The sequence below is a fragment of the Anaerotignum sp. genome (genome assembly GCF_040307045.1).
Classification (GTDB): Bacteria; Bacillota; Clostridia; order Lachnospirales; family Anaerotignaceae; genus Chakrabartyella.
The window spans coordinates 71,623-89,521 of the sequence record NZ_JAWRKF010000015.1 but is presented as its reverse complement, the minus strand read 5'-3'; the positions used below and the strand labels follow the sequence as shown (position 1 = coordinate 89,521).

General features: G+C 38.2%; 17 protein-coding genes. 9 read left to right on the top strand and 8 right to left on the bottom strand.

Going from position 1 to position 17,899, the window contains the following annotated elements:
- Positions 1-7 precede the first annotated feature (7 nt).
- Entirely contained in the window at positions 8-874 is an 867-nt protein-coding gene (locus ABVZ64_RS08240; RefSeq protein ID WP_352400662.1) for a cation diffusion facilitator family transporter, read from the top strand.
- A 285-nt stretch (positions 875-1,159) separates the two neighbouring features.
- Here ABVZ64_RS08240 and ABVZ64_RS08235 read toward each other — a convergent pair whose 3' ends face one another.
- Positions 1,160-2,560, bottom strand: a complete 1,401-nt coding sequence (locus tag ABVZ64_RS08235; protein ID WP_352400534.1) for an aminotransferase-like domain-containing protein — start codon at positions 2,558-2,560, stop codon at positions 1,160-1,162.
- A 117-nt stretch (positions 2,561-2,677) separates the two neighbouring features.
- On the opposite strand from ABVZ64_RS08235, the gene ABVZ64_RS08230 reads away from it, so the two are divergent.
- On the top strand, positions 2,678-3,457 hold the full coding sequence (locus tag ABVZ64_RS08230; RefSeq protein WP_352400533.1) for a PhzF family phenazine biosynthesis protein: 780 nt from the start codon (positions 2,678-2,680) through the stop codon (positions 3,455-3,457).
- A gap of 95 nt (positions 3,458-3,552) precedes the next feature.
- Here the strand turns inward: ABVZ64_RS08230 and ABVZ64_RS08225 are convergent, their stop codons facing one another.
- Genes ABVZ64_RS08225 through ABVZ64_RS08215 form a run of 3 tightly spaced genes read right to left on the bottom strand, consistent with a single transcriptional unit; the run spans position 3,553 to position 5,228 of the window.
- A complete protein-coding gene (locus tag ABVZ64_RS08225) occupies positions 3,553-4,059 on the bottom strand; it encodes a low molecular weight protein-tyrosine-phosphatase (RefSeq protein ID WP_352400532.1) in 507 nt (168 codons plus the stop codon).
- Between the two features lie 12 nt (positions 4,060-4,071).
- Positions 4,072-4,869 (bottom strand): nitrilase-related carbon-nitrogen hydrolase, encoded by a 798-nt coding sequence (locus ABVZ64_RS08220; RefSeq protein WP_352400531.1) that lies wholly within the window; start codon positions 4,867-4,869, stop codon positions 4,072-4,074.
- A 14-nt stretch (positions 4,870-4,883) separates the two neighbouring features.
- Entirely contained in the window at positions 4,884-5,228 is a 345-nt protein-coding gene (locus ABVZ64_RS08215; protein ID WP_352400530.1) for an arsenate reductase family protein, read from the bottom strand.
- A 268-nt stretch (positions 5,229-5,496) separates the two neighbouring features.
- Here ABVZ64_RS08215 and ABVZ64_RS08210 point away from each other — a divergent pair, with 268 nt between their 5' ends.
- Entirely contained in the window at positions 5,497-6,252 is a 756-nt protein-coding gene (locus ABVZ64_RS08210; RefSeq protein WP_352400529.1) for an exodeoxyribonuclease III, read from the top strand.
- A 61-nt stretch (positions 6,253-6,313) separates the two neighbouring features.
- Here the strand turns inward: ABVZ64_RS08210 and ABVZ64_RS08205 are convergent, their stop codons facing one another.
- From ABVZ64_RS08205 to ABVZ64_RS08190, 4 genes are all read right to left on the bottom strand, one after another.
- Complete coding sequence (locus ABVZ64_RS08205; RefSeq protein ID WP_352400528.1) at positions 6,314-7,996, bottom strand: carbon starvation CstA family protein; 1,683 nt, start codon at positions 7,994-7,996, stop codon at positions 6,314-6,316.
- 44 nt (positions 7,997-8,040) lie between these two features.
- A complete protein-coding gene (locus ABVZ64_RS08200) occupies positions 8,041-8,541 on the bottom strand; it encodes a DUF8052 family protein (RefSeq protein ID WP_352400527.1) in 501 nt (166 codons plus the stop codon).
- 436 nt (positions 8,542-8,977) lie between these two features.
- Entirely contained in the window at positions 8,978-10,996 is a 2,019-nt protein-coding gene (gene htpG, locus ABVZ64_RS08195; RefSeq protein WP_352400526.1) for a molecular chaperone HtpG, read from the bottom strand.
- Positions 10,997-11,123: 127 nt separating this feature from the next.
- Positions 11,124-11,579 carry a DUF5721 family protein gene (locus tag ABVZ64_RS08190; protein WP_352400525.1) on the bottom strand — a complete coding sequence of 152 codons (456 nt, stop codon included), beginning with the start codon at positions 11,577-11,579 and terminating at the stop codon, positions 11,124-11,126.
- Positions 11,580-12,130: 551 nt separating this feature from the next.
- Here ABVZ64_RS08190 and ABVZ64_RS08185 point away from each other — a divergent pair.
- The 6 genes from ABVZ64_RS08185 (at position 12,131) to ABVZ64_RS08160 (ending at position 17,897) form a co-directional block, all read left to right on the top strand.
- On the top strand, positions 12,131-13,807 hold the full coding sequence (locus ABVZ64_RS08185) for a glutamine--tRNA ligase/YqeY domain fusion protein (RefSeq protein WP_502892590.1): 1,677 nt from the start codon (positions 12,131-12,133) through the stop codon (positions 13,805-13,807).
- Between the two features lie 359 nt (positions 13,808-14,166).
- Positions 14,167-14,961 (top strand): glutamate 5-kinase, encoded by a 795-nt coding sequence (proB, locus tag ABVZ64_RS08180; RefSeq protein WP_352400524.1) that lies wholly within the window; start codon positions 14,167-14,169, stop codon positions 14,959-14,961.
- An 18-nt stretch (positions 14,962-14,979) separates the two neighbouring features.
- Positions 14,980-15,459: a hypothetical protein gene (locus ABVZ64_RS08175; protein ID WP_352400523.1), complete on the top strand. Its 480-nt coding sequence runs from the start codon at positions 14,980-14,982 to the stop codon at positions 15,457-15,459.
- A gap of 8 nt (positions 15,460-15,467) precedes the next feature.
- Positions 15,468-16,085 carry a DUF2085 domain-containing protein gene (locus ABVZ64_RS08170; RefSeq protein ID WP_352400522.1) on the top strand — a complete coding sequence of 206 codons (618 nt, stop codon included), beginning with the start codon at positions 15,468-15,470 and terminating at the stop codon, positions 16,083-16,085.
- On the top strand, positions 16,085-16,666 hold the full coding sequence (locus ABVZ64_RS08165; protein ID WP_352400521.1) for a 5-formyltetrahydrofolate cyclo-ligase: 582 nt from the start codon (positions 16,085-16,087) through the stop codon (positions 16,664-16,666). Before ABVZ64_RS08170 ends, ABVZ64_RS08165 begins: the two co-directional genes overlap by 1 nt.
- Positions 16,650-17,897: a glutamate-5-semialdehyde dehydrogenase gene (locus ABVZ64_RS08160; protein ID WP_352400520.1), complete on the top strand. Its 1,248-nt coding sequence runs from the start codon at positions 16,650-16,652 to the stop codon at positions 17,895-17,897. The genes ABVZ64_RS08165 and ABVZ64_RS08160 overlap by 17 nt, the downstream gene beginning before the upstream one ends.
- Positions 17,898-17,899: the final 2 nt, after the last annotated feature.

Genomic DNA, 17,899 nt, shown 5'->3' with positions numbered 1-17,899 from the left:
AATCGTTATGAGGGTATCTGTTAATTCTATGATTGTAAACTTGGTCTTGTCCATTGGTAAGGTGGCCGCTGGTTTTGTTGCGCGTTCGGGTGCAATGATTTCAGATGGTATTCATTCTGCTTCCGATGTGTTTAGTACCTTTGTTGTAATAATTGGGTATAGGATGTCAGCCAAGGAGTCAGACGACAACCACCAATATGGGCATGAGCGAATAGAGTGCGTCGCAGCATTGTTGCTGGCGATGATTTTATGTGCAACGGGTATTGCCATTGGCTATGGAGGCGTGAAAAAAATCATTCATGCGGATCAGCTAAGTTTGGCTATGCCGGGGGTTTTGGCCTTAATAGCAGCAATTATTTCTATTGGTGTGAAAGAGGGCATGTATTGGTATACCAGAGCAGCGGCTAAAAAAGTCAACTCAGGGGCTTTAATGGCGGACGCATGGCACCACCGTTCAGACGCAGTGTCTTCCGTTGGTAGTATGGTGGGTATTATTGGTGCAAGGCTGGGCTATCCCATTTGTGACCCATTGGCCAGTGTTATTATCTGCGTTTTCATTGTGAAAGCCGCTTATGATATTTTTAAAGATGCTGTTAACAAAATGATGGATACTGCCTGTGATGTAGAAACCATAGGGAAGATGAAAGAAGTGATACTATCCCAGGCAGGTGTGGTTGGGATAGATCAAATTCAGACGCGTTTGTTTGGTGCCAGAATTTATGTAGATGTTGAAATTGCAGCAGATGGTAGCATGACATTAGGTGAGGCCCATGAAATTGCAGAGCAGGTACATGGAGCCATCGAAAAGAATTTTGAAGAAGTAAAGCACTGTATGGTCCATGTGAATCCTTCTGAGAAACCAGTTTTGGAATGAGAAACTGGAAAGGGACAATTTCTTAATTTAGAAATTGTCCCTTTTTATTATTGTTTGCTTAGGCTTGAAAAAACCAATTGCTATGCAGATAACAGGAATGGTTTTTATCTTGGCTGTTAGGCCTTTGTTTTTTGAAATGAATAACAAGAGGATATTCAACACATTTAGAAAAATCAAAAAAACTTTTGCCAAGCCGGGGGTTGGTTCATAAAAATGTTTCCAATGATCTCTCAGGCATTGAGAGTAGCAGTCCATTATAGGTAATGTGGTGCTCCTAATTCATATTTATGAGCCTGTTATACGTCGTTCGTTGTCTTTTAAAAGTGCATCTAATCTTTTTAACCCCGATTCCAGTTCCTCTTTCGTATCTGTAGAAGTAAGGGAGATACGAAGAAATTGTTTTCCATGGGGAGGACCCACTAAAAAGCGATTAGAGTGAAAAAGATTCAGCCCTTTTTCTTGAGCAAGTCGCTCCAGTGGCAAATCGGTTAAGGGAAGTGGAATGGGAAGCCAACGGGAAAATGATAGAGGTATGGGCTTTTTGCTAGGAAAAAATTGATGGAACAGGAGATTTCTAGCTGTGGCCTCTTGTCGTTTTTTTTCAATGACCTGGTCGGTGATACCATTATGAATCATATAAGCTGCTGTTTCCACACTTATGGATGAAGTTTTTACGTTGATATTGTAGATACCTTTAGATATTTGGGGTGAAAATCGATGCGGCACCGATAAAAAGGCCACACGAAGCCCAGGACAAATTGCCTTGGAAAAGCTAGCAATATAACAACCGTTTTGGGGACATAAGGTTGTAAGGGGGATATTCTCTTTAGGGGATAAAAATGCATAAATATCATCTTCAATTAAAATTAGATGATGATTTTTAATGATTTTTGCTAGGGCAGATTTGCGGCAAACATCCATTAGTGTCCCTGTGGGATTGCTGTATGTAGGCATTAAATATACTCCTCGAATTCCTTGCTGGCGGCACTGCAAGTCTAAATCTTCGGGTATCATTCCAAATTCATCGATGGGTATGGGAACAAGCTGGATATTTAGCATATTAGCCAGTTCAATAAAATTAGAGTATGTAAATTCATCGGTAGCGATTTTATCTCCGTGATGAAACAGTGTCACTAGGATAACGGCAAGGGCGTTTTGTGCGCCTGTAGTAAAGAAAATATTCTCTACTTTAGGGTGTAGACCCAATTGGTAACACCATTTTATTGCGGCACTTTTTTGAAATGCTGTTCCAAAGGGTGCTGAATAATTTAGCAAAGATTCATTTGGGGTTTTTAATAAGACTGTCTTAACGGCATCTTGGGTGTAGTGATTCAAGAAATCCAAGGGCTTAATTATACCCATTTCTATGAAAGGGGAATCTATATTTGTATCTTGGATGGAAATAGAGACACCTGCATTAGGAGATACAAAAGTACCTCTACCAGTTATAGCATAAAGGTATCCATCAAGCTGGCAAAGTTTAAAGGCTTTTGTCACTGTGCTAAGGTTGATGTCCAGATAATCTGCAAGTTCTCTTTGTGGTGGCAGTTTTGTGTGAGGTTGTAAAGTACCGTTTTTGATATCTCGTTTCAGAAGTTTTGCTAAAGAAACATATAAGGGGTGGGATAGGTTCCCTTTTTCCGGCTTCCAGGACATGGGGTAGTTTTCAAAAGAATTGATTGGCATTGTTTTTTCTCCTTATCTGTAGGGCATACAATTACTTGCTTGCAGCCATACAATTTGTACCATATACTAGGATTATAAACAAATGGAATTTTATTGGCAAGGAAAGGAGAAAATTTCATGAAATATTACGTTGTTGATGCATTTACCCAATGTGTTTTTGGAGGGAATCCCGCAGGGGTTTGTGTGCTTGAGGAACCATTATCAAGGGAAATTATGCAATATATTGCCGCAGAAAATAACCTTTCGGAAACAGCCTTTGTCTATAAGAATAAGGTTGGTAAGTACGACTTGAGATGGTTTACACCAAAAGCGGAGATTGACTTGTGCGGCCACGCAACATTAGGTACAGCATTTGTTGTTTCCCATTTTGTCGACCCATGCGTCCAAGGTATGGAGTTTTCTACGTTGAGCGGCATCTTAACTGTGAAGAGAAAGGGGAATCTGTTTGAAATGGATTTTCCGAGGCGCATACCAGAAAAAATAAATATTACCCAAGAAATGATAGAGGCCGCCGGCGTAAAAGCAAAAGAAGCGTATTTATCTAGAGATCTAATTTTGGTGTTTGAGGATGAAGACAGTGTTGTCAATCTGAACCCGGATTTCCAAAAGGTTTTGGAACTGGAGGTTGGGTTGGGATTAGTAGCTACGGCAAGAGGCAGTAAATATGACTTTGTTTCACGTTGTTTTTATCCAAAGTTAGGGGTTAATGAGGATCCTGTCACTGGTTCAGCCCATAGTAGTCTAATCCCGTTATGGGCAGAGAAATTAGAGCGAAGCACTCTACGGGCAAAGCAAGTTTCAAATCGGGGCGGGGAATTATTCTGTGAAAATGCAGATGAGCGAGTAAAAATTGCTGGAGAAGCAATTTTATACTTACAGGGGGAAATTAACCTTTAATATAATTCTAAAAAAAGAAGTGCATATATAAGAACGGTCCCCTTAACAAGAAATTTGCTTTTAATGGGGACCGTTCGATAGTTTAGCCACACTTTTTAATTATAAGTATTGTTTAATGGGTATATGCTTTCTTTTTTGCTGTCAGCTTGTTGTTTTAGGATAAACCCAAGGAAGGCCTCTAGCCCTTCTATAATATCTAAATGTGTAACATCAAAATCACCGGAATACCAAGGATCTGCAATGTCTCTTGGTTGGTGGGTAAAATCTAAGAGGCGATAAACCTTGTTTTTGGGGTCCTCTTTTAAAATTGTCATCAGGTTTCTGGCGTTATAACTTTCCATAACCAAAAAGTAATCAAAATCTTGGTAATCCTGTTGGGTTACCTGCCTTGCTGTTTTTTGACAACAATCTATTCCTAATGAAGATAGTTTTTCTTTTGCGGGGGGATAAACACCATTTCCAATTTCCTCACGGCTTGTGGCAGCTGAGGCAATATAAAAGCTTTGTTCAAGGCCTTTTTTTCTAAGCATATCCCGAAATAAAAATTCTGCCATTGGAGAACGGCAAATGTTGCCGTGGCAAATAAAAAGTACGTGAACCATAAGTTGCTCCTTTCAATTTTCCATGCCTCTTAAGAGTTGAGAGTATAGCTGAGGTTTTCTATCAGCCTTTAGAGGGAAGCTATTGCGATAAGCCTGTGCATCTTCTGGTGAGATATCAACGACAGTGAGGCTTTGTCCCTCGCCTCCATGAGCCAAAACATCTCCCAAAGGAGAAATTGCCATGCTATCACCTGCGTACTCCAATCCACCACCTATGCCGGCTCGATTGACGCCAACTACAAAGGCTTGATTTTCCATGGCCCTTGCTTTTAAAAGAGTTATCCAATGCTCTCTACGAGGGCGGGGCCAGTTGGCAATCACAATTAATAATAAGCTCTTTTCAGATGACACTTGAAAAATTTCAGGAAAGCGCAGATCATAGCAGATAAAAGGTGATGTTACAACTCCATTTATTGTGCAAGAGCTGAGAGTATGCCCACCTGAGTAATAGTCAGCCTCAGTTCCAAAGGAAAAAGGATGAATTTTTGTATAATCAACCAATAGGTTACCTTCAGCGGAGATAATAATACAGTGATTTTCAGCTTTATCAAATCTCTTTACGGGTAAGCCAAAGGTAATTGCTAGTTTATGAAGTTGAGCATTTTTTTTGAAAAAATGTATGGTTTCACTATCTTCTAAACATTCTGCCATTTCGTTTGTTTTCATTGTAAATCCGGTTAAGGTCATCTCGGGAAAAATCAAAAGGTCAACTTGCTGATTTGCAGCAGAGCATATCATATCTTCACAAAGTTTTTTTGCAAAGGCTTTGTTTTCAAAGCCCATGTCTATTTGTGCAAGTCCAATTCGCATTTGAAATCCTCCTTTTAGGTCCAGTTTTTCCAAACATCAGGGCAATAACCTAATGTAAAATCCTTTCCATTTCTAACAATAGGGGTTAAGAAGAGGCTAGGATTTTCAAATAAGGCAACCTCGCGTTTACTTTCGTCAATATAATCCATAAATAATGTTTGATAGGCTTTTGCTTTTCTGTCAATCATATCCTCAACGGGAAAACAACGCTTTGCAGATTCAAACACGCTTTTACTCATACCAAATTCATGAATATCAATATATTGATAAGTTATTTTTCTTTCCTTAAAATATCGTTCAGCTTTCTTCGCATCAAAGCTTTTTTTGGAGCCATAGATTTGGATATTCAAAATGCTCACTCCTTTCGGTTCATATACTAATTTTAACGTAAAACTCTATAAGAAACAAGACAAAGAAAGACTGCTATGTTATAATTATGAATACTTGGTGAGGGATAATTACTATTATTTCACAATCTTAGGTGGTTAAGACACAAACTGAGATTTACGAATTGGCAGGATATATTTAACATAAGGGATTGATTACCAACGAACCAAGGAGATAACAAATTTAGACTATGTTTAAAAGTTTTGATTAACTTCAGATAAAAGAGAGGATGTGTTTTTATTGAGAATGATTTCTTGGAATGTAAATGGCTTGCGAGCGGCAGTGGGTAAGGGTTTTATGGAATATTTTAATGAAGCTAATGTGGATATATTTTCTTTGCAGGAAACAAAGCTGCAAGCAGGGCAAATTGAGCTTGCCACTGATGGTTATTTTCAGTACTGGAACTATGCTCATAAGAAGGGATATTCCGGTGTTGCCGTTTTTACAAAAAAGGAGCCATTAACAGTATCCTACGGAATTGGAATTGAAGAGCATGATATGGAAGGTAGAGTGATAACGCTGGAATTTGATGATTTTTATCATATAACGGTGTATACTCCTAACTCTCAACAAGAAAATGCTAGGCTTGGCTATCGCATGGAATGGGATGATGCTTTTCGAGAATATGTTTGCAATTTGGATAAGGTAAAACCTGTTATCATTTGTGGAGACTTAAATGTGGCTCATAATGAAATAGATTTGAAAAACCCATCTAGTAATCGCCGCAGTGCCGGATTTACCGATGAGGAAAGAGGAAAGTTTACAGAGTTGTTAGGCGCAGGATTTGTTGATACATTCAGATTTTTTTATCCAGATTCAGTTGGAGTATATTCTTGGTGGAGTTATCGGTTTAATGCAAGGAAAAACAATGCGGGTTGGCGCATCGATTACTATGTTGTATCTGAAAGGTTAAAAGACAAGCTGGTGGATGCTAAAATCCATAGCGAAATTTTAGGTTCGGATCATTGCCCTGTGGAATTGGTAATACAGATATAATTAAAAGACCCGTGGGAACACGGGTCTTTTTTCATCTATATTTTCACACAAGTTTTGAAACTTAAGCAGCTTTCTTTTTACCGAAGATAACACGACAACCTTCTACGGCCAAGTCAATTGCTAAAGCAATTAATAAAATGATAAAAACAATCTGTAAGCCTTCGGTGGAAAGACTTGCACTTCCCGCCATGAAACCTTTGACGTTTTTGATCAGTGTGATTACCAATGCACTTAATGTTGCAATAAGCATGAAAATCATAGGGAACAAAAACATTTTATTATTTTTACCAATATTACCTAACCATGCAGCGACAGCCAATAGAGCCAAAGCAGCCAGTAGTTGGTTGGCGGAACCGAATAAAGGCCAAATTTTTGCATAACCACCAACAGCCATTAAACCGCCAATTACAACGGTAACTAATGTTGCAAAGAAGGGGTTCGCACAAACCTTTTTGATACCTGTTAATGTTCTTGGGTCAGTTCCTTCTGGAATAAAGAACTCTTGGAACATATATCTTGCAAGTCTTGTGGATGTATCCAAAGAAGTTAAGCAGAAGGCGGATACAGCTAAAATAATGATAGCATATGCTGTATCATAAGCTGATTCTAAACCTAAGTTAGCAATCATTGTTGCAATACCTGTGGCGAAAACCTGAGTAGGGGTGCCGCTAGGCATTGCACCTTCGCTAAACAGTACGCCCACAGTAATCAAGGAGAGCACTGCTAACCCACATTCGATTAACATACCGCCGTAACCAATGAGTTTTGCATCCTTTTCTGTATTTAGCTGTTTTGATGTTGTACCGGAGCCTACCAAGCTATGGAAGCCAGAAATTGCACCACAAGCAACAGTGATGAACAACATAGGAAACATAGGGCTATTGCCATTAATACCCTGGAAGCCAGTGAATGCAGGCAGGTTAATTGTAGGGTGGCTTCCAGCAACACCGATAATGGCTGCAATCATCATACCATACAACAAGAACGAGTTTAAATAATCTCTTGGCTGTAGCAAAATCCAAACGGGTGTAACAGAAGCAATGAAAATATAGGCTAAAACAATGAGTAACCATACTGTTCCCGACAGGTAAATTGGAAACTTTAAGCCGATGGCAATACATGCCACGATTGCAACTACACCAACAACCGTTGCTACGCTCAAAGGAGCATTTTTACGGTATACCAATGCACCAAAAATAATTGCTAAAAGAATAAATAATACCGAGATAGTTGCAGTTGAGCCATTTGCAGGAATGATATCACCCTCGGGCGTAAAGCCGTTAAATGTTCCTACAACAATACTGGTGAACGCGGCAACCACGAGGAGTAGGGTGAGATAGGCAAAAAGCAGAAATAATTTTTTTGCTTTTGGCCCAACGTTTTGTTCGATAACGTGGCCGATGGATTTACCTTTGTGTCGAATAGAAGCAAAAATAGAGGAAAAGTCCTGAACAGCACCAAAGAAAATACCACCAATGAGAATCCAAAGTAATACGGGCACCCAACCAAAGATAGCCGCCTGGATAGGACCATTAATAGGGCCTGCACCAGCAATAGATGCAAAATGGTGTCCCATAAGAACAGGAGCTTTGGCAGGAACGTAGTCTTTGCCGTCCATCTCTGTATGGGCGGGTGTTTCTCTTTTTGGGTCAACACCCCATTGTTTTGCCAGCCAACTACCATATGTAAGATAACCAATGAATAATACGGCGATGGCAATTAGTAATAATACCAGCGAATTCATAAAATAGCCTCCTTCCCAAGGTTATGTATGAAAAATATAGATGATTAAGAAAAAATATTTTGCAGCAACGGAAGGAGCTCATTACCCCTTTGATTTGAATAGACCTTTCCGTTGCTGAGGTCTACCGCAGCAATTCTCAAGTACATCCAGCCATGAAATGAAAATAGATATGTTTTGTGAAACTTGGTTTTTTGAATTTCATTAATTACTTCTTGGGGAAGTAAATCTGCAATTAAAATTAATGAGACATAGGAATACATATGCTCACTATGGGGTTTGATTTGCGATAATCCTGATTTAAGAACATCTTGCTTTAAAGATTGATAATCATCTAAGGTTGGCACATCAGCAAAGGTGAAATATGCATATTCGTTCATTTCTGTTGCCCAGATTTTTGCTGAGCGTACCAAAACATATTTTTCTGAACGTGAGTGAAACTCTGCCGTGGCTGGATATTGACGGGAGCCTATTTGCACATCGTATTTGATATCAAAAAATGATTCGTAGGATGGTAAAAGCTTCTGTAAAAAAGTTTCTTTCGTCATAGTTCACCTCCTAAAAAAGCACTCGTTTTAAATTATTATACTCCTGGGGAAAGTGGTATTACAACTTCGAAGATAATTTTTTATTCGTTTCGGCAACTTAAATACATTTTATTTAAAAATAAGTGAAATATTTTAATTTTTTACTAATTTATGTAAATTATGGAAAGAATAAATATGCATTCTGACTAGCATAAACTTATTGTTTAAGAATTGATTGGATAAATTGATGAATTGCCTTTCAAAATATAATAGGTTGAGTTTGAATAATTGAATAAAATTTAGATACTAGTTAAAATACAAAATAAAAAAACCCCCTATTAAGGGGAGAGTATTTCGCATACAAGCAAATAATGTGGGGTAACTTTGCCCCACATTATTCCGTAAACCTATTTGAAATTAAAAATTTTTATACATACAATGCGCAAATAGATGTATATTATTTATGGATTTCAAGAGAAGCTAATTTTTCCAGTATTGTATTACTACGGTCGATAAAACGAGTCATTTCTTCGGAAGAAAGAGGACGATGGCTCATCAAAGCCAAGTCATATACCTGATGGCACAGTATCTCTGTGTCCTCTTTCTGATCTTCTTTTTCGCTCATTGCCAACAGATATTTAACTAAGCCATTTGAACGATTTAGCACCAGAGTTTCTTCAGGCTTAATATTGGCAAACATAGCTTTTAAGTCAGCTCCGCTTCCATATGCCTCCATCATTTCCATCATACGGCGGGAGTCCTCGCTTAAAAGAATCATAGCAGAAACATTTTCTGTTTTAAGGCTTTCTACGTTTACTTTAATTGAGTCATTATTTAAGAAGCCGCGGAATAAGGTTTCCATTCGGTTGTTGGTATATTCATCAGCTTGCTTTTGTGCCTCGGAAATTTCTGTATCTTCTTTTTGATGTAGGGTATCAGTGATATCTGCATCAATACGCTGTACCTTTAAGCCTGGATTCTTATATTCAAGGAATGAAACAAAAGGCTTATCAACCGTTGTGGAAAGAATTGCGGCTTCTAGACCTTGTTCCTTGAACAGGCGAATATATTGTGCCTGTAAATTTTCATCGGAAACAAAGAATAGTTTGTTTTCATGATTTTCTTTGTTTTTTTCTAGGTATTCTGATAAGGTTTCGTAAACGCCATCCGTTGTTTTATATAATAAAGAATCTTTCACTTTATCATAGAATTTTTCTTCCCGCATACAGCCATACTTAATGAAAATTCCGATATCATCCCAGAAACCTTCATAGGCGGAACGATCATTCTTAAATAGCTGTGTTAGCTTATCAGCTACTTTCTTGGTAATATAGCTATTCATTTTTTCCACGTAGCCATCATTTTGTAATGCGCTACGGGATACGTTTAATGGCATATCGGGGCAATCTAAAACACCTTTTAATAAAAGTAAAAACTCAGGGACTACTTCTTTTATGTTGTCAGCAATGTACACCTGATTGGAGTAAAGTTTAATTTCCCCCTCCATCACATCCATATGCTCAACAAGCTTAGGAAAATACAAAATACCTTTTAGGCGGAAAGGATAGTCCATATTTAAGTGAATCCAGAACAACGGATCATTCATATCTAGGAATACTTTATGGTAAAAAGCCTTATAATCTTCGTCAGTACAGTCTTTAGGTTGTTTTTGCCATAGGGGGGTGGTATCGTTTAAAGGTTTGGGCTCCTCGGCATCTTCTATATTTTTTTCTCCAAGCTTTTCTAAAGCACCTTCTTTTGTCAGGCCTGCTGCATCTTCGGGTGAGATGTGAAGGGTGTTTGCTTCTTTTTTCTCAGCTGCTTTTTCTTCCTCGCTTAGTTCTTTGATAACATCAACAAAAATAGGCACAGGCATAAAAGAGCAATATTTTCTTAGGGCCGAATAAAGGGTAGACTCTTCTAAAAATTCTTTGCCATCTGCACCTAAAAACAGAGTGATTGTAGTACCTCTAGAGTCTCTGCTTCCGCTGGCCATTTCGTAATCGATGCCACCTTCACAAATCCATTTGGCTGCTTGAGCATCTTTTTGGTAAGAAAGGGTATCAATTTCAACTTTATCTGCTACCATAAAGGCAGAATAGAATCCTAACCCAAAATGGCCAATGATTTCATTTTCTTGTTCTGCCTTTTCTTGGAATTTGGCAAGAAAGTCAGTTGCACCGGAAAATGCAATTTGATTGATATATTTTTTGATTTCGTCAGCCGTCATACCAATACCATTGTCCATAATTTGTAAGGTGTGCTGATCTTGATCCAAAACAACATGAATTTCAAATTTTTCATTTTCAGAGATTTCTGCCTCACCTAAGTGTGATAGTTTTTCAAGCTTTGTAACAGCGTCGCAGGCATTGGATACCAACTCACGCACAAAAATATCTTTGTCGGTATACAGCCACTTTTTAATAATAGGCAGGAAATTTTCGCTATTGATTGATAGATTTCCTTTTTCATTCATTTTACATGACCTCCTAAAAACACTAAATGTTTGTAGTTTGTATGATACATCTGTAATTTTAGCTAGTACAAAGTAAAAAGTCAATACAAAATTAGCACTCATTTAAATTGAGTGCTAACAAATTTATTCAATTTTCAATTTGTATGGGTATTTCATGTTTTTTAAAAAAATTCAGCACATCTTCATCCCATTGTTTTGTTGCTTTTTGTTCCAAAGAAAAGGTTTCCTCTGCCACAGAAGTGGTGCAAAGCAAAGAGCCATCTCGAAATAAGAGGTTTAAAAATACTGCCTTTGCGTTTGGATAACGTTCTGTTTTTTGTTTTGGCAGTGAGAAAACTAATTTCATGCTTTTTGGTAACTTTTTTCCTCTTACCGTTTGGAAAACAAAGGGTTTGATATCTGCCCAAAGGCAGTATAGCTCGGGATCCTCATCTGTAATATAGGATTCTTCTTTTGTTCCGTTTATGCTAAATGATGCGAAGGAATTGACTTCTGCTTGTCGTATTGTGAAGTGATCAAAGAGTTCTCCTTTTAATAAATGGGCCATGAGTGTTTTATTATCATAAACTGTAAAAGCCAGCACGGTTGCTCCTCCTTTGAAACGATGGTGATGAAAATGAATGTGGTAATTTAGCAATTCTTGTGTTATGCAAATAAGAAAATCGTAATTGTAAAAGATTCAGTTCATAATAGGTATCAGTAAAAATAGGAGAAACAAAGAATGATACCAAGCTTTCCTCCTAATATTAAAAAACTATTTTTTTGTTTGTTCTATTTTACTATGGAAAATGAGAAAAAACAAATGTTATTCAAACTGTAAGAAAAAATATGAAAAGGTAAATTTTGTTTTGGAAACTAATTGCGTTTGTAGACAGGCTATATTATAATAATATAATTATGAAAAAGTGGTTCCTCTTTCCTTGATCACAATGAGAGATTAAATAAAGTTTAGGCAAAGGAAAATAGTAACTGCAGCTACTGGAAGAATAATTAAGTTATTTAAATTTGTAAAACTACGTTTGAAATACGAAAAAATGGAAATCCTTTTATAAATTTTAATTATTTCTGTTTTAGAGTAGTGTTTTTACACGTGGCAGCAGATAAAAGAACCACGAACTTTGGGAGGAAAACAAAATGGCAGAAGAAAAAATCATGGAAAATGGCGGCTTAGGTGCTACTGGTAACTTTATACATAGTTATATTCAGGAGGATTTAAAGGGTGAGTTGAATAAAATTCACACAAGATTCCCGCCTGAACCTAATGGCTATTTGCATATTGGACACGCAAAATCCATCTGCCTAAATTTTGGTTTAGCCAACCTTTATGGAGGCAAATGCAATTTGAGATTTGACGATACAAATCCTACGAAAGAAGATGTAGAATATGTGGATTCTATTCGGGAGGATGTAAAATGGCTGGGTTTTGATTGGGAAGATAGACTATATTTCGCCTCCAGTTATTTTCAACAGTATTATGAAGTTGCTTTAAAGCTTATCAAAGAAGGAAAAGCTTTTGTTTGCGATTTGAATTCTGAACAAATGCGAGAGTACCGTGGAACATTGAACTCACCAGGAAAAGATAGCCCATACCGCAATAGAAGTGTTGAGGAAAATTTAGATCTGTTCGAACGTATGAAAAATGGTGAATTTCCTGATGGTTCTCGCACATTGAGAGCAAAGATTGATATGTCCTCTCCTAATATTAATATGAGAGACCCTGTTTTATATAGAATTGCTCATGCAACCCATCATACAACGGGGGATGCGTGGTGTATTTACCCGATGTACGATTTTGCACATCCTTTGGAAGATGCCATTGAAGGTATTACCCATTCTATCTGTACCATGGAGTTTGAAGATCATCGTCCCCTATATGATTGGGTGGTAAAAGAGGCAGGCTATACAGTAAATCCTCCTAGACAGATTGAATTTGCGCGTTTAGGAATGACAAATACTGTTATGAGCAAAAGAAAGCTTCGTGCTTTGGTTGAGGAGGGTTTGGTTGACGGTTGGGATGACCCTCGTATGCCCACTATTTGCGGTTTGCGCCGCAGAGGCTATACGCCTGAAGCTATTCGTGATTTCTGCGAGCGTATTGGCGTTTCAAAAGCAAACAGTATGGTAGACAGTGGTTTATTGGATTATTGCATACGTGATGATTTGAAGGCCAAAGCAAAGGTTGTTATGGCTGTATTGGATCCTTTAAAGGTTATTATTACAAATTATCCTGAAGGACAGGTTGAAATGATGGAGCTGGAAAACAATCCGGAAACGCCTGAATTGGGAACCAGAATGGTTCCTTTTACAAGAGAGCTTTACATCGAAAGAGAAGATTTCATGGAAGAACCGGTGAAAAAATTCTTCCGTTTAGCACCTGGCAAGGAGGTACGTCTAAAAGGTGCGTACTACGTAACTTGCACAGACTTTGTAAAGGATGAAAACGGTAATGTTGTAGAAGTACATTGCACTTACGACCCTGAAACAAAAAGCGGCAGCGGCTTTGAGGGTAGAAAAGTGAAGGGAACGCTTCATTGGGTAAGTGCAACTGAAAATGTTCAGGCCACAGCGAGACTGTATGACTACATGATGTTAGATAATCCAGAAGACCCCAATGGGGAAATGATAATGAACCCGAAATCTTTAGAGATAAAAGAATGTTTTGTTGAGCCTTCTATCAAAGAAGCAAACAAAGGAGAACGTTACCAGTTTATGCGTAACGGATACTATATTGTTGATACAAAAGATACAACAGAGGAAAAATTGGTTTTCAACCGCATCGTTCCTTTGAAAAGTTCTTTCAAATTATCATAATTCATATGACCGACGGGTATGGGATAACCTATATTCGTTGGTCTTTCTTTTATACTCTTAAATATGTTTTTATACTTATCTGGGAGTCATATAAGCGAAGCCCCTCAAATGTAATTTGTTTGGGGCTGGAGGTTGATACAAAGACATTTTTCTTGCTAACCATTTTAGAAAATTTTATGGAGTACCTTTAGATACAATGATCTATTGTTCACTTACCAGCAAAAAAATAAGCATATAGCTTAACATTTCTAGGAATTATAAAGAAACCCTTAATTTTTTATTTGGAAAAGCAAAAGTCCTTTTTTACATAGGAAAAATATAGTATACTTTGTCTATACATAGGTATGGGAGGGATCATTGTGAGGGAGTTATTGAAAAATTGCAGACGCGTTGTGGTGAAAGTCGGTACTTCAACGATTACATATCCAAATGGACTTTTAAATCTTAAGCGCATGGAGGAGTTGGCTTGGGTATTAACAGACCTAAGAAATAGCGGCAAAGACGTTGTTTTGGTTACCAGCGGTGCCATCGGGGTTGGAGCGGTGCGTATGGGTATGAAGGAAAGACCTACGGTAATTCGACAGAAGCAGGCAGCAGCAGCAGTTGGTCAAGCAATGATAATGCAAATTTATCATAATTTTTTTGATCGATATAACCAGACGGTTGCCCAAGTTTTATTGACAAAAGAGGAAGTTGGTAGCGAGGAACGATATCAGAACACTAAGAATACAATGGAAACATTGATGGAACTTGGGGTTATCCCTATTGTAAATGCAAATGATAGTATTTCCACTTATGAAATTGAGATTTCCGACAATGATAGACTTTCGGCTATTGTTGCGGAAATCATTGGTGCAGATCTATTAATATTGATGACAGATATTGATGCCCTATATGATCAAGATCCTAGATCAAACCCAGAAGCCAAGCGAGTTTCTTGTGTGGATTGGGTTACAGATGAGGTGAGAAAGATGGCAGGGGATAAGGGTTCCGCTTTCAGTGTTGGTGGGATGCTTACAAAATTACAGGCAGCGGAAATCTGCCAAAATGCAGGTGTAAAAATGGCCATTGTTTTGGGGGAAGATCCTACAATTATTCATCGTGTAATAGATGGTGCGGATGTAGGAACTTTCTTTAATAGCAAGAGAACATAAATGTAAGGAGTGATTGAAATGAGTTATTGTCCAAAATGTGGGAGGCAAATTCTAGATGAAAGTATGGGGTGTCCAGTTTGTAATTTAAAGGAAAATGCTTCAAACCCTAATCCAGAAGTTCAGGAGCATGCAGAAGTGATAAAGGATTTTACTGTGGAGGATGAAGACGGAACATCTCAAAAGTTTGAAACAGAAAGTGAACCAAGAAGCTGGGATGACTATAAAACGTCGGAACCCAAGCCTGTTCAGGAACAGACAGTACCCACAATCTTAAAGGTGATTATTATTTTAGCAATCGTAATTGCTGGGGGTGTTGGTCAGATTGCAGGTTTGATTGCTGGTGTGGTTTTGTTGAAAAGCCCAATTGAAGACTATCGTAAATTTGGTAAAACTTTAATCATTGTCAGCTGCATTATGCTGTGCATCTGGCTGTTATGTTGCGTTATTGGTGGATTGTTTGGTTTTGTTGGAAATATGTTTTACTATTTTTCATATTAATTAGAGTTATGGAGATATTTGATTTTTTTGGCTCTGCTGTCTGTCACCAGATGGCAGAGCGTAGTTTTATATTTGGGAAAGTACCCCTACCTGTTTGTGCCCGATGCACAGGAATATATTCAGGTATATTCTTTTCTATGGTTTTCTTTACTATTTATAAAAGGCTGGGTGGAAATCAGCCTTACACCACAAAAGGCTTAATCATAGGGGCTTGCGCCTTTATTCCAATTTCCATTGATGGTTTTTTCAGTTATATGGGGTTTTGGGATAGCAATCAGTTTCTACGGGTTGTTACTGGGGCTTTAGCAGGGTCATCACTAGTTGGGTTTCTACTTTTGGGTGCTAATTTTGATGTAAAGACAGAAAACACAAAGCCCATTTTTCAATGGGAAAAAGAACAGCTTTTGGTCATGTTTTCTACCCTAGTTTGGGGAATTTTACTCTGGATGAATGTTGGAAGTTACTTCATTTCCTCGGTTATTATTGTATTAGGAATTCTATGCTTTTGGGCGAATATTATTTATTTGATTTTGAAAAATCTGGCTGCTAACAAGAGACTTCCGTTTTGGTTGTTGTCATTTGGTGGCAGTTTCATGATTGCTTTTTCAATAGGGGTGTTGCGTTAATGAAAAATGCGTTGAGGCAGGCGATATTACAAAAGAGAAAGGCACTGGGCCAAGATGAAAGACTAGAGTTTAGCAAAAAAATTACTGACTTTATCATAGGCAGTAAAAGGTATGAAAAAGCAGAAATGATATTTACCTTTGTAAGCATGGGGCAAGAGGTAAATACATATCCCTTGATAAAACAGGCCTGGCAAGATGGTAAAAAGGTTGCTGTCCCTATTGCCAAAAAAGGGGGTAAGATGTATTTTGTAAAGCTATCTTCTTTTCAAGAGCTAAGAAAGACAGGTTTTGGAGTGATGGAGCCGCAAATTGAGGAAGAACAAGAGGTTTTACCCAACGAGAGGGATATTTTCCTCGTTCCTGGAAGCGTTTTTGACGAGAGAGGAAATCGTTATGGCTATGGTGGCGGTTTTTATGATAGGTATTTTGAACGGTTTCCAAAACTTTATAAGATTGGTGTGGCATTTTCTTTTCAGGTCGCAGGGGTTGATTTACAGGTTGAATCATTCGATATTGCTGTTGATTGTATCATTACGGAAAAGGGTTTGACAGGGGGTTCTAATTATGAGTATTTTGACTGAAATGGGACAAAAAGCAAAGGAAGCATCCGTTGTACTATCGGTTTTGTCTACGCTTAAAAAAAATGAGGCTCTATGCTGTGCAGCACAAGGGCTTCTGGATGCATCGGCGAAGATTTTAGCTGCCAATAAGGCAGACGTTGATGGGGCTCTGGCGGCAGGAATCAAAGGTGCATTTATTGACCGATTGACTTTAACACAGGTCCGCCTTGAAGAAATGGCAGAGGGACTTCGTCAGGTTGCAGCTTTAGATGACCCTGTGGGTGAAGTTTTGTCCATGAAGACTTTAGATAATGGTTTGACCATTGGACAAAAACGTGTGCCTATGGGAGTAATTGGGATTATTTTTGAAGCCAGGCCAAATGTGACTGCGGATGCCTTTGGGTTATGCTTAAAGGCCGGAAGTGCGGTAATACTAAGAGGTGGCAAAGAAGCTTTTCAAACAAACCAAGCTGTTGTATCTGTATTTCGTCAAGCTGTACAGGAATTAGGATTGCCAGCTGATATAGTACAGGTTGTGCCTGATACATCAAGGGAAACAGCAAATGAAATGATGCGGTTAAATAGATACCTTGATGTTTTAATTCCTCGAGGCGGTGCAGGATTGATTCAAAGTGTTGTGCAAAACAGCACAGTTCCTGTTATTGAAACTGGTGTTGGTAACTGTCATATTTTTGTGGATGATACTGCGGATTTGGAAAAGGCGGTGGCAATTATATTAAATGCCAAAACCCAACGCCCAGGTGTCTGCAATGCATGTGAAAGTTTATTGGTTCATGAAAAAGTTGCAAAGGAATTTTTACCTATGGTGGGCGATGCTCTTAAAAGTAAGGCTGTGGAAATTCGTGGAGACGAGACAACTTGTAGCATGATCTCGGGTTCAATACCTGCAATAGAAGAAGATTGGGCAACGGAATATACAGACTATATCATCTCTACCCGTGTTGTAAAGGATTTGGATGAGGCCATAAGTCATATTCGTAAATATTCAACGGGCCATTCTGAAGCAATAATTACAGAGAACTATACAAATGCACAGCGGTTTTTAAATGAGGTGGATGCTGCTGCAGTTTATGTTAATGCTTCTACCCGTTTTACTGATGGCGGACAGTTTGGATTTGGTGCGGAAATTGGCATTAGTACACAAAAACTTCATGCGAGGGGGCCAATGGGCTTAAAGGAACTGACGACAACAAAATATATTATTTATGGAAATGGGCAAATAAGAAAATGACG